Source organism: Streptomyces sp. TN58, assembly GCF_001941845.1.
Taxonomy (GTDB): domain Bacteria; phylum Actinomycetota; class Actinomycetes; order Streptomycetales; family Streptomycetaceae; genus Streptomyces.
On sequence record NZ_CP018870.1, the window covers coordinates 2,958,154 to 2,973,508 of the forward strand.

Genomic DNA, 15,355 nt, shown 5'->3' on the forward strand with positions numbered 1-15,355 from the left:
GGCCGCGATGAGATGGTGTCCCCCGCAACTACGTGCAAGGGGAAGGGATCTCGGTGCCCGCTGCGGACAGCACGGACGGAAGCCCGGCCGGCATACCCGGCGGGCCTACGGGCGCCACCCCCGGTGCGGCGGTTTCGGCCAAAGACGCGACCGCCGCCGGGACCACCCCGCCCGCCGGACGCCCCGCGGCGCCCGTGGTCGCCTCCCTGATGCTCGGCATGGCCCTCGTCGCCCTCGACAGCACCATCGTCGCCACCGCCGTCCCGCAGATCGTCGGCGACCTCGGCGGCTTCTCCGTGTTCTCCTGGCTCTTCTCCGGCTACCTGCTCGCCGTCACCGTCACCCTGCCGGTCTACGGCAAGCTGTCCGACACCTTCGGCCGCAAGCCCGTCCTGCTCTTCGGCATCGGCCTCTTCCTCCTCGGCTCGCTGCTGTGCGCGTCCGCCTGGAACATGGCCGCCCTCATCGCCTTCCGCATCGTCCAGGGCCTGGGCGGCGGCGCCCTCCAGGGCACCGTGCAGACCCTGGCCGCCGACCTGTACCCGCTGAAGGAGCGCCCGAGGATCCAGGCCCGCATGTCCAGCGTCTGGGCCACCTCGGCCGTGGCCGGCCCCGCCCTCGGCGGGCTGCTCGCCTCCTACGCGCACTGGCGGTGGATCTTCCTGATCAACCTGCCGCTGGCAGCCCTCGCCCTGTGGATGATCAGCCGCCACCTGACGGAGCCCGTACGCTCCCCCGGCCGTCGCGGCCCGGTCGACTGGGCCGGCGCCCTCGGCGTCTTCTGCTGCGGCGGACTCCTGCTCCTCGCCCTCGTCCAGGGCGGGGTCGCCTGGCCCTGGCTGTCCGCCCCCTCACTGGGCCTGCTGGGCGGCAGCGCCGTCCTGGCCGCCGTCGTGGTCCGGGTGGAACGGCGGGCCGAGGAGCCGATCCTGCCCGGCTGGGTGTGGCGCCGGCGCACCATCGCCGCCGTCAACCTGGCCATGGGCGCCCTCGGCCTGCTGATGGTCGCCCCGATGGTCTTCATGCCGACCTACGCCCAGTCCGTACTGGGCCTGGGACCCGTCGGCGCCGGACTCGTCATGTCGGTGATGACCCTGAGCTGGCCCGTCACCGCGGCCCTCAGCCAGCACGTCTACCGGCGCATCGGCTTCCGCAACAGCGCGGCCGTCGGCATCGGCCTCGCCGCGGTGGTCCTGTTCGGCTTCACTCTGCTCCCGTACCCCGCCCGGCCCTGGCAGCCCGCCCTGATCATGCTGCTGCTCGGCGCCTCCCTCGGCCTCTTCCAGCTCCCGCTGATCGTCGGGGTCCAGTCCACCGTGGGCTGGACCGAACGCGGCACCACCACCGCCTCGGTGCTCTTCTGCCGCCAGGTCGGCCAGAGCGTGGGCGCCGCCCTGCTCGCCGCCGTCGCCAACGCCACCATCGCCGCCCGCCTGGCCGACGCCCCGGTGGGCGGACTGCCGCACCACCTCGACGACGTCGCCAAGGCCCTGGAGCACCCCGACCTGCTTCCCCGCGCCGCCGCCGACCACCTGCGCGAAGCCGTGGCCGCCGCCGTGGAGCACATCTTCCTCGGCGCGACGGCCTCCGCCGTGGCCGCCCTGCTCGTCCTGCTCCTGGTGGCCCCGCGCCGGTTCCCCGTCCTCCCGGAACTGCGGGACGACTGAGGCCCGCCGTGTCGCCTTGTCATGACCAGGGCAGTCGGCGACGCTCGTACGCAGCACCGACATCCGGGGGGACACCATGGCACCAGCACTGTGCGCACTGCTCTTACTGGCCGCGCTGGCCGGCCCGCTCGCCCTGCGGCTGCGCCGCAGCCCGGCCTTCGTCACCGGCCGCGACGGCCGGCTCTCCACCTCCACGGCACTCGCCCTGGCGTGGACGGTGATCCTGGTCTGGCTCCTGCTCACCGTGCTCGGCTACGGCCTCACCGCGGGCGGCGGCGTGACGTGGTTCGGCGGCACCGACGGCCCGCTGTCCCCGCTGACCACGGTCTACCTGCCCCTGCTCGGCGGCCCGTACCTGGCCCTGATCGCCGCCAAGACGGTGGTCGGCCTGCGCGTGGCGCACGGCACCCTGGCCAAACCGGCCGCCCCGCCCACCGCTTCGGGCCGCCGCCCGCTGCGGGAGCTCATCGCGAACGACAGCGGTCGCACCGACCTCGTCGACCTCCAGTACGTCACGCTCAACGCGGTCACGATGCTCTACGTCGTCCTCTTCTTCCTCGCCGACGTGGGCGCGGGCCTCCCCCGCCTGCCCGAGGAGATCTGGGCCCTGACCGGCGCCCCGGCGGGCGCCTACCTCGTCAACAAGATCGCCACCCGCCCCAACCCGGTGATCACCGCCGCCTCCGTCTCCGGCGACCACCTCACGGTGGAGGGCGGCGGCTTCGCCGACGCCCGCCTCACCGTCGACGGCACCCCGCTGGAGGCCCACCCCGACCCGGTGACCGGCACCCTGACGGCCACCCTGCCGCCCTCGGCGACACCGCCCTTCACGGTGGTGGCCACGTCCCGCGGCCTGCGCAGCGACCCGTACCGCTACGAGGCCCCCACCCTCCCGGCCCAGCAGCGCCGGTGACGACGCCGGGCAGCGCGGGAGCGCTGCGCTCCGCGGTGGCGGCTGGGAAACCTGCTCTACCGATCGGCCGACCCGGGACGGGGGCGGGGACGGGGTGGGTGCTGTCCGGGACGTAGAACGTGATGTGTTGGCGCGGCAGGAGCCCGTACGGACCACTCCGGCCAAGGCGCCACAAATCATGCAGTCCCGGCCGGGACCCACGCCGGCACCGGCCCACCACCGACCGCCCGGCCGGGGCACCGGGCACCGTCAGGCCCGCCCGGCCAGGGCAACGGCAGGCGCGTCAGCCCTCCGCAGGAGCACGGCCCGTCAGCGTGGAGAGGCTGGCCTTCACATGGGCCATGTGCGCCCGCATCTCCTCCTGCGCCGCCTCGTGCTCCCGCAGCACCCGCTCCGTCTCCCGGCCGATCCGCTCCTGCGCGACCCTCGCCTGTGCCACCAGCTCCGCGGCCCGCGCCTCCGCGTCCTCCTGACCGTGCCGCGCGGCCTCCTCCGCCTCCGCGTGGCCCCGCCGCGCCTCCGCCAGCCGGGCCTGCGCGGCCCGCTCCGACTCCGCGTGCCGTGCGTCCGCCTCCGCCTCCCGCGCCGCCAGCTCCCGGCCCGCCGCCTCCCAGCGCTCGCTCTGCTCCCGCTCCCGCTGCACCCGCGCCGCTTCCGCCTGCCGCCTCACCTTCGCCAGTACCGCCGCCGCGTCCGCCCGCCAGGCGGCGGCGTCCTGGCGCGCCCCGGCCCGCAGTTCGTCCGCTTCCCGCTCCGCCCGCGCCAGCCCCTGCCGGGCCCGTACCTCGGTCTGCTCCCGCACCGCCTCCGCGTCGCCGCGCGCCAGTTCCGCCACCCGCTCGGCCCGCGCCCCGGCCGCGTCCAGCGCCGCGGCCGCGTCCGCCCGCGCCTCCGCCCGTACGGAGGCCGCCTCCTCCTCCGCCAGCACCAGGATCCGGCGGGCCCGTTCGCCCAGTTCGTCGTACGTCTGCGGGGCGAGCGCGGCCACCGCCTCCCGCAGCCGGTCCGCCTCCGCCTCCATCTGCCTGGCCAGGACCGTCAGCCGCGCCACCCGCTCCCAAGCCTCGTCACGGCTACCGGAGAGCCGGGCGAGATACCGGTCGACCTCTTCGATGCGGTAGCCACGACCGCGCACGGTCGCAAAGGGTGCACTCATCCTGGATGCGCCTCTCTCGCGGGGATTCCCGTCAAGGATGCGCCATTTGCTCCCTGAAGCCCGAATGGCCGGGCCGAGACCCCCTCCGAGGGTCCCGACCCGGCCACTCACGCTCACACCGGCACCGCTGTCAGACGGACCTCACAGCAGCCCGTCCCACATCTGCTCCAGCAGCACCGACCACCAGCTCTCCGGCGACGACAGCGCGGCACTGTCCAGCCCCGCCAGATTCGCCTGGAAGTCGACGGTCCAGCGGCCCGCCTGCTCCGGCGTCAGATGCTGGCGCAGCCGCCACATGTGGCCCAGCATCGCCAGCGAGCGGACGAACTGCGGCAGGCTCGAATTCACGAACTGCGGCGGCACCGGGGCGCCGCCCGGACCGCCCTCCACCGGCACCGCGACGATGTGCGCGGTCCCGTACTGCACGCACAGCGCCTTGCCGAAGTCGCTGCCGATCACGAGGTACGAGCCCGCGTCCGACGCCGGCTGCACCTGCCGCTGCGCCGCCAGCTCGGCCAGCGTCGGCACCGGCTGTCCCGGCACCGCCTGCGCCCAGAAGAACGGCCCGAAATCGACCGGCAGGCCCGCCCACATCAGCGTCTGCGCCACGATCTCCGGCACGCCCTGACGGGAGACCGCCCGCTGGTCGAACCGGAACACGCCCTGCGGACCGAACGCCGCCGCCAGCTCCTGCCCGATGGCGTCCAGCGGGATCGCCGGCTGCAGCGGAACCTGCGGCAGCGGCGCCCGTACCGGCGCGGGGCGTGCCGGACCGTCGGCGACCTGGTGCAGCTCGCCCTGATGGGTGAGCAGGTGCCGCATGCCCTGCTGCCGGCCCGCGTGGTCCTGCCCGTACGGGGCCACGCTGGTGATCCGCACCTGCGGCCACGTCTCCCGGATCATCCGGGCGCAGTAACCGCCGGGCAGCTCACAGGACTCCAGCTCCGTGTGCAGCTCCAGCACCTGCTGCGGCGGCACGTTCATCGCGCGCAGCTCGTAGAGGATCTGCCATTCCGGGTGCGGGGTACCGGGCGCCGAGCGGCGGATGAGCTGCTGCTCGGAGCCGTCGGGAGCGCGGTAGCGCAGCACGGCCTGGTAGCCGGGGCCGACCGTGGGCGCACCGGTCGGGGCCTGCGGCTGCGCCGCGGGCCCGCCGGGCGGCGGTCCGGGAGGACCGGGAGGCTGCGGCACGCCGGGACCCGCGAGCATCGTCGCGGCATGGTCGAGCCCGCCGCCGGGGGCGCCGGGGGCACTCGGCGGACCGGGGGGCTGGGGTACGCCGGGAGTCGCGAGCATCGTCGCGGCGTGATGGGCACCGCCGCCGGGGGCCCCGGGCGGGCCGGGCGGGCCGGGCGGCTGCGGAGCACCGGCCCCGGGGGCACCGGGCGGACCCGGAGGGGCCGGCGGCTGACCCGTCACAGCCGGACCCGCCAGCATCGTCGCGGCATGGTCCAGCCCACGACCCAGCGACCCAGGAGCCCCCGGCGGACCGGGAGGCGCAGGCGGCTGACCCGGACCACCGGCACCCGGAGCACCGGGCGGACCCGGAGGCGCCGGCGGCTGACCCGTCACAGCCGGACCCGCCAGCATCGTCGCGGCATGGTCCAGCCCACGACCCAGCGACCCAGGAGCCCCCGGCGGACCGGGAGGCGCAGGCGGCTGACCCGGACCACCGGCACCCGGAGCACCGGGCGGACCCGGAGGCGCCGGCGGCTGACCCGTCACAGCCGGACCCGCCAGCATCGTCGCGGCATGGTCCAGCCCACGACCCAGCGACCCAGGAGCCCCCGGCGCACCCGGCGCGCCGGGAGGGCCGGGCGGCGTCGACGGCTGCCCCGCAGCCGGAGTACCGGCGGAACCGGGCCGCGAGACCTGGGCCTTGCTCGTCGGCGCGTCCGCGATGTCCTGCGGCGAGGACCCCAGCGCGGGCACGATCGCGGTCCGCGGCAGCTGGCTGCCGCCCGGCATCAGCGTCGTCTTCGCCTCGGAGGCCACACCGGAGGACGGCGGTGCGTCCTCCAGGTCCGACCCGGACAGCGGCGGCGCGAACACGGTCGCGGGCAGCGGCACGGACGCGTCGTCGGTGCCGGAGTTCACATCGGTCCCCGCCCACGGCGTGGCCCCCGTCGGCACCGCGGCGGCAGGGGTCACCGGAACGCCGTCGTTGGCCGTCGGCTCGTAGGGGATCTCACCACCGCGCCGCAGCGGCACCGCGTCCGCGGCACCCGGTACGGCGGCGGGAGCATCGGCGGAACCGGACTCCGCCGAAGCCGAACCCGAAGCCGAACCCGAAGCCGCTTCCGAGACCGCCTCCGACCGCGACTCCGACCCCGACCCCGACCCCGGCTCCGCGTGGGCGTCCGCCTCAAGGGCCGGCGCCGGGGCCGCAGCGGCCGGCGCGCCCGGGATCCCCGCCCGGTCGGCCGCCTCCTGCAGCCACTCCGGCGGACTCAGCATGAACGAGGTCTGCTCCGAGTCGATCCGCGGCGGCGGAACGGAGGCCTGCGCGGCCGGCGCCGCGGCCGCGGCCCCGTACTCCTCCTCGTACCGGCGGATCACCTCACCCACCGGCAGCCCCGGCCACAGCGTCACCTCGCCGCTGTCCCGGGCGATGACCAGCCGCTGCCGGCCGCCTCCCGACACCGGACCCGCCGCCCGGTCCTCCGCCCACACCACGAACCCGAGCCCGAACTCCCGTACGCGCACCTCCCGGTGCTGGTACGCGGGCACGTCCCCGTTGATCCACTCCTCGGCGCGCTCCTGCGCCTGCGCAAACGTCACCATCGCGCCGTCACCCCTCATCCGAACCGGTACGCGCCACCGGAACCGAACGTGCGAATCCGCCGTCCACCATCAGACCGGCCACCGTCTCCAGTTCCGGCGGGTTACCCGCCAACCGCTCCAGGAAGGAGTCGAAATCACCGCCGCACGGCAGCAACAGCCGCTCCACGCGCTCCTGCACCGACCATCCGTCCTGGTCGCGTGCGTCGTCGTACGGGGAGAACCACACCGATCCGATGCCCTCGCCCCTCACCTTCAGGGCGAGCAGCCCGCCCTGTGCGAAGGCCACGCACAGGTAGTCCTTCGTGAGGTGGTCGCGCAGGCACTTGTTGACGTACACCAGGTCATTGATCGCGGCCTCCTCACGCACCGTGAAGAAAGGCTGGTCGACCAGTACGCCCAGATCCACGTCCAGGCCCGCGCCGACCGGCGCGCAGCCGCCCGCGGCCTTCAGGAACGAGCGGTACGCCTCGGGCAGCCGGTAGCCGAGGTCCTCCTCGACCCCCTGCACCTGCTCCTCGCCGACCGACACCACCGACTTCGGCAGCCCCAGGTGTACGGGGCGCACCTCCTGCAACGGCCGCGTCCCGCGCTTCTCGTGGTCGACCGACGTCGTCACCAGACCCGCGTGATGCCGCAGCAGCGCCTTCACCTCGACCGGCACCAGCTCCATGCGCCGCGAACCCGCCACGTGGTGCCAGGTCCAGCCGTGCGGCGTGGCCACCGGCCCGACCGTGTCCCACAGCTCGTGCCCGGCGGCCTTCATCGCCGCGTTCGCGGACACGTAGTCCGTCAGCCGCAACTCGTCCACGCCGAAGCCCTCGGGCGGTTCGGCGATCTCCACCGCCGCACGCGCGTAGGCGGAGAAGTCCGGATACCCGTCGCCGTCCATCCGCACTCCGTGGGGATGCCGAGCGGCCCGGACCGGGTCCGGGAAATGCACGACCTGCCCCGAGTAAGCGGCGTTGGGTGGCGCGGCCTGCTGCCCGAGCCGACCTGTCGTCATGGCGGTAGCCCCCTGCTGGATCTGGCTGGTTCACCACAGCCTATGCGCTGGGGCAAGAGGCTCCTCCGCCCGCGACCCGCACACCAGCCCGAGGGCCAGGAACATCCGAATTGATACGAAAATTCGACCCCGCTTCCGTATGACAGATGACATTTGGCAGGCTGTCCCCGCAGCACGGGGGCGTGCGCGAAAGCGGTCACCACCGCCGCCACGGGAGGGAAAGCGCGACCATGCAGAACACGGCAACACGTACGGATCCGGGCGACGGCACCGCCGGAGCGGCCGGCACACCCGCCGAGACGGGCGGCCCCGCCGGCGACCCACGCCTGCGCTGGAGCAGCGGTGACGGCCGGCCCACCCCACCCGTCCTGCGCTTCCGCCGGGACGGCATCCTGCCCACCGTGGCCGCCGCCCTCTCCGTACGCGGCGAGACCCTGACCGGGACCGCCGGCAAGGCCGACCAGCCGCCCGTGCTCCACCCCCTCGTCCAGGACTTCCTGGACACCCTCACCAGCGGCCAGCGCGAACGTTTCACCGGCCGATGTCCCGAGGCGATACTGCTCTCGCGCCACCTCGCCGCCGTCGAGGGCGCCCGCTCCCGGCGGGCCTCCCGCAAACCCCTCTCGCCCAGCGAGGCCCGCCGCTCCCTCAAACACGCGAAGATCACCGCCCGGCGCATCCGCGAGGACGGCGACCCCCTCCACGGCAGCTACGCGCCCCCCTGCCGCTCCTGCGACGCCCTCCTCGCCCACTTCGGCGTACGCTCCGTCGACCTCACCCCAGCCGAGTAGCCATGACGACCACCTCCGCCTCCTACGACCGCTCCTCCACCACCCGCTTCCCCGTCGCGGTGGACTCCGCGCTGCGGACCGCCGGGTGGGAACCCGGCCGCTGGGACATCAAGCAGGCCGAGTACTGGGCCGACGCCCTGCGGGACCACACCACCCCCGGCGGCCACCGGCACACGGTCTTCCCCGCCGCCGTCGAGGCCTGGGCCGAGTTCGGCGGCCTGACCGTCACCGCCCCCGGGCCGGGCCGCCAGATCGCCCCGGTCCCCGTGCGCATCGACCCCCTCACCGGCCTCCACCTCGCGCGCACCTTCGCCGACCTGGGACGGGCCCTGTCCACGGAGCTGTGCCCGCTCGGGGTCGAGGCCGACGGCGGGTCCCACCTCGCCCTCGACCGCGAGGGCCGGGTCTACGGCATCGACCACACGGGTGACTGGTACCTCGGGGCCACGGTGGACGAAGCCCTCACCCTGCTGCTGACCGGGCTGCAGCCGACCCGCCTCTCGCCTCCGGCGGGGGTGGCGGTCTCGGGGTAGCCCCGGGCCGTTCCGCTCCCGCGGGGGTGGCGGTTTCGGGCGTCGGCCCGGGCCGGTGGTGCTGGGGCTCTGCCCCAGACCCTTCCGCTCCCGCGGGGGTGGCGGTTTCGGGGTAGCCCCCGGGCCGGTGCTGCTGGGGCTCTGCCCCAGACCCTTCCGCTCCCGCGGGGGTGCGGTTTCGGGGTAGCCCCCGGGCCGGTGGTGCTGGGGCTCTGCCCCAGACCCCGCGCCTCAATCGCCGGCGGGGCTTAGGTGGTGTGGGGCGGTGCCCCGCCGGAATGTCTCCTCGGCTCGCGCGGTACTGCATATCTCGGAGGCGGGCCGGTGGTGCGCGCTCGTCCTGCGGGGACACTCCACCGTGTCCCCACCCCACGGTGTGGCTCCGCCAGTACTCGGTAGCCGCCGAGGGGGCTTTGGGGACACCCCCTCGTCGCGGTTGGAGCGGGGACGGGGAGGGGTGTCCCCGCAGGACGAGGCGTCACCGCCGGGCACCGTGGTGATCGCTCGCGCTCGCCGAGCCGAGGAGACACCCCTGCCCGGCCCCGCGACCGCCCGCACCACACCAGCCCCGCCGGCGCTTGAGGCGCGGGGCCTGGGGCAGAGCCCCAGCACCACCGGCCCGGGGGCCACCCCCAAACCGCCACCCCCGCGGAAGCGAAAGGGCGCGGGCCCTGGGGCAGAGCCCCAGCACACGGCCCGGGGCCACCCCCAAACCGCCACCCCCGCGGGAGCGGAAGGGCCCCAGCACACCGGCCCCGGGCCGCGCCCGAACCGCCTCCCCCGCGGGAGCCCTCAGGCGAGGGGGAGGACCGCCGAGACTCGGAAGCCGCCCGATTCCGTCGGGCCCGAGACGAACACGCCGCCCAGCCCCAGCACCCGCTCCCGCATCCCGACCAGCCCGTTCCCGCCGCTCGGGAGGCCGACCCCGTCCGCCGCGCCCTCGGACGGCCCGTTCTCCACCTGCATCGCGACCTCGCCCTCCCGGTGGGCGACCCGCACCACGACCCGTGCCCCCGGGGCGTGCTTGTGGCAGTTCGTGAGCGCCTCCTGCACCACCCGGTACGCCGTCTGCTCCACCTCCGCCGCGTACGCGCCCATGCCCTGTACGACCATCTCCACGGCCATTCCGGCCGCCCGCGACTGCCCGACCAGCGCCTCCAGCTCCGCGAGCGAGGGCCCGTCGTCGGCGCCGCCCACGAGGGCGACCGGACCCGCCTTCGCGGCGGGCGCCGCCGCGGCCGCCGCGACGGCCACGGCCGGCTTCGGCGCCGCCCGGAGCACGCCGAGCATCTCCCGCAGTTCCGTGAGCGCCTGCCGTCCCATGTCCCCCACCAGCGCCGCGTTCTTCGCGGCCCGGGCCGGGTCCTTCACCGCCACCGCCTCCAGCGCGGCCGCGTGCACGACCATGAGCGACACCCGGTGGGCGACCACGTCGTGCATCTCCCGTGCGATCCGGGTCCGCTCCTCCGTACGGGCCCACTCGGCCCGCTCCTCCGCCCGGTCCGCGAGCAGCGACAGCTCCCGCTCCAGCGAGTCGGCCCGTTCCTGCAGGCTCTCCATCAGCCGCCGCCGGGCGCCGATGTAGAGGCCGAGCAGCACCGGCGGCACGGTCAGCGCGACCGCGACGAATCCGGACAGGGCGACGACCAGCGCCGGCTCGGCCTCAACGTCGCCGCGCGTCTTGAGGTACATCACGATGAAGGTCGCCACCAGCGACATCGAGGCGAGCGCCGCGATGATCCGCCGCGGCACCTCGGACGAGGCGAGCGTGTACATGCCCACGACGGACAGAAGGAACCCCGTCTCGGCCGGTGCGACGGCGATCCCCACGAGGACCACCGCGATCGGCCACCGCCGCCGCAGCACGAGCACGGCCCCCACCGCGGTCCCGAACAGCACCCCGACGGGCACGGGGATGCCCGCCTGGTGCGCGAAGCGGATCCCCTCCCACGCGCACTCCGCGGCGGAGGCCGCGGCCAGCGCGACGTCCACCACGGCATCCCGGCGCCGCGCCCACCACAAAGGCGGACCGGCACGGCCTTGCTCTTCCCCCGTACTGGTCATGCCGTCCAGCGTACGCAGCCGCCCCTACAGACCACCGACAGAACGGGCGCCGCCGCGAACTCCCGCACGGCACCGATCTTTAGCGTCGCATCGGAGGCCGGTGGTGCGGCATAGTAGGTGCCGACGACTCGACCACAGCGAAGCAATGTCCGGTCAAGTCGTACATGATCCCCTGTGGTGTAATTGGCAGCACTGAGGCTTTTGGTGCCTTATGTCCGGGTTCGAGTCCTGGCGGGGGAGCTTTCGCATCTTCGGGTCCTGACCGCAGCGGTCGGGACCCGGCTTCGTTTCGGGCGCCCGGGCCCCCGGTATCCTTCACGGGTCCACCCCCGAAGCCGAAGGGCACACCCGTGAGCGCCAACCGCCCGGCAGCCGTCGTCGTACTCGCAGCGGGTGAAGGCACCCGCATGAAGTCGGCCACACCCAAGGTTCTGCACGAGATCTGCGGGCGCTCGCTCGTCGGTCATGTCGTCGCCGCCTCCCGCGAGCTGGACCCCGAGCACCTCGTCGTGGTCGTCGGGCACGCCCGGGAGCAGGTCACCGCACATCTCGCCGGCATCGACGCCGACGTCCGCACCGCCGTCCAGTACGAGCAGAACGGCACGGGCCACGCCGTCCGCATGGCCCTGCAGGAGCTCGGCGGGCCCGTCGACGGCACTGTGATCGTGGTCTGCGGCGACACCCCGCTGCTGACCGGGGAGACCCTGGGCCGGCTGGCGCGGACGCACGCAGCCGACGGCAACGCCGTCACCGTGCTCACCGCCGAGGTGCCGGACTCCACCGGCTACGGCCGGATCGTGCGCGACGCCGGCGGCGCCGTGACCGCGATCGTCGAGCACAAGGACGCCACCGACTCCCAGCGCGCGATCCGCGAGATCAACTCGGGCGTCTTCGCCTTCGACGGCGCCCTCCTCGCCGACGCCCTCGGCAAGGTCCGCACCGACAACAGCCAGGGCGAGGAGTACCTCACCGACGTCCTCGGCATCCTGCGCGAGGCCGGGCACCGCGTCGGGGCGGCCGTGGGCAGCGACCACCGCCAGATCCTCGGGATCAACAACCGCGTGCAGCTCGCCGAGGCGCGCGCCCTGCTGAACGCGCGCCTGCTGGAGCAGGCCATGCTCGCGGGCGTGACGGTCGTGGACCCCGCCAGCACCCTCGTGGACGTGACCGTCACCTTCGGACAGGACGCGGTCGTGCACCCCGGCACCCAGCTCCTGGGCGCCACCCACATCGCCGAGGGCGCCGAGGTCGGCCCCAACACCCGGCTGCGGGACACGCAGGTGGGTGCGGGCGCGCGTGTCGACAACACGGTGGCCGAGAGCGCGGTCGTGGGCCCGCAGGCGAGCGTGGGGCCGTTCGCGTACCTGCGCCCGGGCACGAGCCTCGGGGCGAAGGCGAAGGCCGGTACGTACGTCGAGATGAAGAACGCGACGATCGGCGAGGGCACCAAGGTGCCGCACCTGTCGTACGTGGGCGACGCGACGATCGGCGAGTACACCAACATCGGCGCGGCGAGCGTCTTCGTGAACTACGACGGTGAGCACAAGCACCACACCACCGTCGGCTCGCATTGCAAGACGGGGTCGGACAACATGTTTGTGGCACCCGTCACCATCGGGGACGGGGCCTACACGGCCGCCGGGTCCGTGATCACGAAGGACGTGCCCCCCGGCGCGCTGGCCGTGGCCCGCGGCCAGCAGCGGAATATCGAGGGCTGGGTGGCTCGCAAGCGTCCGGGAAGCGCTGCCGCGACCGCGGCGCAGTCGGCGGCCTCGGAGGACTCCGAGCGCCCCTGAGGCGAACTGACCGGAAACAGGTACGTCTCGAACGGCGTACCGTGATAGGTGCACGCAATTCGGCTGGCTCACCGTGTGCGGGACGGACGCACATGGGGGCGAGCAGCTTCAACACGTCTGAGGAGACAGTGCTGTGACCGGGATCAAGACGACCGGCGAGAAGAAGCTGATGCTCTTCTCCGGCCGCGCCCACCCCGAGCTGGCCGAGGAGGTCGCGCACCAGCTGGGAGTCGGCCTCGTGCCGACCAAGGCTTTCGACTTCGCCAACGGTGAGATCTACGTCCGCTTCCAGGAGTCGGCGCGTGGCGCGGACTGCTTCCTGATCCAGAGCCACACGGCTCCGATCAACAAGTGGATCATGGAGCAGCTGATCATGATCGACGCGCTGAAGCGCGCGTCGGCGCGCTCCATCACCGTGATCATCCCGTCCTACGGGTACGCCCGCCAGGACAAGAAGCACAAGGGCCGTGAGCCGATCTCGGCGCGTCTGGTGGCGGACCTGCTGAAGACCTCGGGTGCGGACCGCATCCTCACGGTCGACCTGCACACGGACCAGATCCAGGGCTTCTTCGACGGCCCGGTGGACCACCTCTCGGCGCTGAACGTCCTCGCGGACTACGTGGGCGCCAAGGTGGACCGTACGAAGCTGACGATCGTCTCCCCGGACGCCGGCCGTGTGCGCGTGGCGGACCGCTGGTGCGACCGGCTGGACGCGCCGCTGGCGATCGTGCACAAGCGCCGCGACAAGGACGTCGCCAACCAGGTGACGGTCCACGAGGTCGTCGGCGAGGTCAAGGGCCGCGTCTGCGTCCTGGTCGACGACATGATCGACACCGGTGGCACGATCTGCGCCGCGGCCGAGGCGCTCTTCGCGCACGGTGCGGAGGACGTGATCGTGACGGCGACGCACGGCATCCTGTCGGGCCCCGCGGCGGACCGCCTGAAGAACTCCAAGGTGAGCGAGTTCGTCTTCACGAACACCCTGCCGGACCCGTCCGACCTGGAGCTGGACAAGATCACGGTGCTCTCGATCGCCCCGATGATCGCGCGTGCGGTGCGCGAGGTCTTCGAGGACGGTTCGGTGACGAGCCTCTTCGAGGAGCAGCAGTAGTCGCTGCCGCGTAGATCCTTTTGAAGTGCGGCCTTCCCGCCGGGTAGACTCATGAAGTTGCTCGGCGAGGGAGGCCGCACTTCTGTGTGCGGACACTCCGTTATCGACGCGCTCTTCGTAGCAGGCCGTTCAGGCCGGGTGACTGTGTCCTTTTCCATCACCCCACGAGGAGTGAGCATGTCCGAGGTCAAGCTTTCCGCCACCCTGCGCGACACCTTCGGCAAGGGTTCCGCCCGCCAGGCCCGTCGTGACGCCCTGACCCCCGGTGTCATCTACGGCCACGGCACCGCCCCGAAGCACGTCAACGTCGAGGCCCACGGCCTGATGATGGCGCTGAAGACCCCGAACGTCCTGCTCTCCCTGGACATCGCGGGCGGCGGCAACGAGCTGGTCATCCCGAAGGCCGTGCAGCGCCACCCCCTCAAGCGCACCATCTCGCACGTCGACTTCCTGATCGTCAAGAAGGGCGAGAAGGTCGTCGTCGAGGTTCCCGTCGTGACCGAGGGCGACCTGGCCGCCGGCGGCAACCTGCTGGAGACCCTGCTGACCTCGATCTCCGTCGAGACCGAGGCCACCCACATCCCGACCGAGATCACCGTCTCCATCGAGGGCCTGGAGGCCGGCGCCACCGTGCACGCCTCCGACCTGAAGCTGCCGGCCGGCACCGCTCTGGCCGTCGACGGTGAGACCGCCGTCCTGCAGGTCGTCGCCCCGCAGGCCGAGGAGCCGGCCGCCGACGCGGAGGCCGAGGGCGCCGAGGCCTGAGCCTCGCCCCTTCCTCTCAGCAGTTGCTGACCGACCGCCGTCCGGCTCCACTGGAGCGGGACGGCGGTCGTCTTCGTTCCGGGCGGTACGGGTAAGGAGCTTTTGATGTCGGACGACGCGGCGCCCTGGTTGATCGTGGGTCTGGGCAATCCGGGTGCGGAGTATGCCGGGAACCGCCACAACATCGGGTTCATGGTGGTCGATCTGCTGGCGGAGCGGATCGGCGGGAAGTTCAAGGCGCACAAGGCGCGAGCGCAGGTGGTGGAGGGCCGGATGGGTCCGCCGGGGCCGGCGAACCGGCGGGTGGTGCTGGCGAAGCCGATGTCGTTCATGAACCTGTCGGGTGGCCCGGTGACGGCCCTGCGGGACTTCTACAAGGTGCCGTCGGAGCGGATCGTCGCCGTCCACGACGAGCTGGACATCGACTACCCGACGCTGCGTCTGAAGCTGGGCGGCGGGGACAACGGGCACAACGGCCTGAAGTCCATGACGAAGTCGATGGGCGCGGACTACCACCGGGTGCGGTGCGGCATCGGGCGGCCCCCGGGCCGTATGCAGGTCGCGGACTTCGTGCTGAAGGACTTCTCCTCCACGGAGCGCAAGGAGCTGGACTGGTTCGTGGACCGGGCGGCGGACGCGGTGGAGTGCCTGGTGGCGGAGGGTCTGGAGCGCGCGCAGTCGGCGTACAACGGGTAGTGCGTCACGCATCTTCACAGGGGACAAGCAGCCCGGAGCAGGTCAGTTCGTGGCAAACGTGTACGCCTGGCTCTTG

The 15,355-nt window shown here is 73.4% G+C and carries 12 protein-coding genes and 1 tRNA gene; 9 read left to right on the top strand and 4 right to left on the bottom strand.

Annotation, left to right across the window (positions count from 1 at the left end; genetic code table 11):
- Nucleotides 1-53 precede the first annotated feature (53 nt).
- Both BSL84_RS13405 and BSL84_RS13410 read left to right on the top strand, forming a co-directional pair.
- Nucleotides 54-1,667 carry an MFS transporter gene (locus tag BSL84_RS13405; protein ID WP_234363460.1) on the top strand — a complete coding sequence of 538 codons (1,614 nt, stop codon included), beginning with the start codon at nucleotides 54-56 and terminating at the stop codon, nucleotides 1,665-1,667.
- A 76-nt stretch (nucleotides 1,668-1,743) separates the two neighbouring features.
- On the top strand, nucleotides 1,744-2,580 hold the full coding sequence (locus tag BSL84_RS13410; protein WP_234363461.1) for a hypothetical protein: 837 nt from the start codon (nucleotides 1,744-1,746) through the stop codon (nucleotides 2,578-2,580).
- 283 nt (nucleotides 2,581-2,863) lie between these two features.
- Here the strand turns inward: BSL84_RS13410 and BSL84_RS13415 are convergent, their stop codons facing one another.
- The 3 genes from BSL84_RS13415 to BSL84_RS13425 form a co-directional block, all read right to left on the bottom strand.
- Entirely contained in the window at nucleotides 2,864-3,736 is an 873-nt protein-coding gene (locus tag BSL84_RS13415) for a cellulose-binding protein (RefSeq protein ID WP_075970424.1), read from the bottom strand.
- A 141-nt stretch (nucleotides 3,737-3,877) separates the two neighbouring features.
- Nucleotides 3,878-6,520 (bottom strand): SUKH-4 family immunity protein, encoded by a 2,643-nt coding sequence (locus BSL84_RS13420; protein ID WP_075970425.1) that lies wholly within the window; start codon nucleotides 6,518-6,520, stop codon nucleotides 3,878-3,880.
- Nucleotides 6,521-6,527: 7 nt separating this feature from the next.
- Nucleotides 6,528-7,523: an SMI1/KNR4 family protein gene (locus BSL84_RS13425; RefSeq protein ID WP_075970426.1), complete on the bottom strand. Its 996-nt coding sequence runs from the start codon at nucleotides 7,521-7,523 to the stop codon at nucleotides 6,528-6,530.
- Between the two features lie 230 nt (nucleotides 7,524-7,753).
- Here BSL84_RS13425 and BSL84_RS13430 point away from each other — a divergent pair, with 230 nt between their 5' ends.
- Nucleotides 7,754-8,314, top strand: coding sequence for a YwqJ-related putative deaminase (locus BSL84_RS13430; protein ID WP_030031719.1), 561 nt, complete (start codon nucleotides 7,754-7,756; stop codon nucleotides 8,312-8,314).
- A 2-nt stretch (nucleotides 8,315-8,316) separates the two neighbouring features.
- On the top strand, nucleotides 8,317-8,847 hold the full coding sequence (locus BSL84_RS13435) for an SUKH-3 domain-containing protein (protein ID WP_030031718.1): 531 nt from the start codon (nucleotides 8,317-8,319) through the stop codon (nucleotides 8,845-8,847).
- Between the two features lie 792 nt (nucleotides 8,848-9,639).
- Here BSL84_RS13435 and BSL84_RS13440 read toward each other — a convergent pair.
- Complete coding sequence (locus tag BSL84_RS13440) at nucleotides 9,640-10,911, bottom strand: sensor histidine kinase (protein WP_045321772.1); 1,272 nt, start codon at nucleotides 10,909-10,911, stop codon at nucleotides 9,640-9,642.
- 168 nt (nucleotides 10,912-11,079) lie between these two features.
- Between BSL84_RS13440 and BSL84_RS13445 the strand changes: the two genes are divergently transcribed.
- The 5 genes from BSL84_RS13445 (at nucleotide 11,080) to pth (ending at nucleotide 15,279) form a co-directional block, all read left to right on the top strand.
- A tRNA-Gln gene (locus BSL84_RS13445) sits at nucleotides 11,080-11,151 on the top strand.
- Between the two features lie 110 nt (nucleotides 11,152-11,261).
- Complete coding sequence (gene glmU, locus BSL84_RS13450; RefSeq protein WP_030027112.1) at nucleotides 11,262-12,707, top strand: bifunctional UDP-N-acetylglucosamine diphosphorylase/glucosamine-1-phosphate N-acetyltransferase GlmU; 1,446 nt, start codon at nucleotides 11,262-11,264, stop codon at nucleotides 12,705-12,707.
- 133 nt (nucleotides 12,708-12,840) lie between these two features.
- Nucleotides 12,841-13,818, top strand: a complete 978-nt coding sequence (locus BSL84_RS13455) for a ribose-phosphate diphosphokinase (RefSeq protein WP_030027111.1) — start codon at nucleotides 12,841-12,843, stop codon at nucleotides 13,816-13,818.
- Nucleotides 13,819-13,995: 177 nt separating this feature from the next.
- Nucleotides 13,996-14,583 carry a 50S ribosomal protein L25/general stress protein Ctc gene (locus tag BSL84_RS13460; RefSeq protein WP_030027109.1) on the top strand — a complete coding sequence of 196 codons (588 nt, stop codon included), beginning with the start codon at nucleotides 13,996-13,998 and terminating at the stop codon, nucleotides 14,581-14,583.
- Nucleotides 14,584-14,688: 105 nt separating this feature from the next.
- The gene (gene pth, locus BSL84_RS13465) at nucleotides 14,689-15,279 is read left to right on the top strand and encodes an aminoacyl-tRNA hydrolase (RefSeq protein WP_030027108.1); all 591 of its coding nucleotides are present in this window, start codon (nucleotides 14,689-14,691) and stop codon (nucleotides 15,277-15,279) included.
- Nucleotides 15,280-15,355 lie beyond the last annotated feature (76 nt).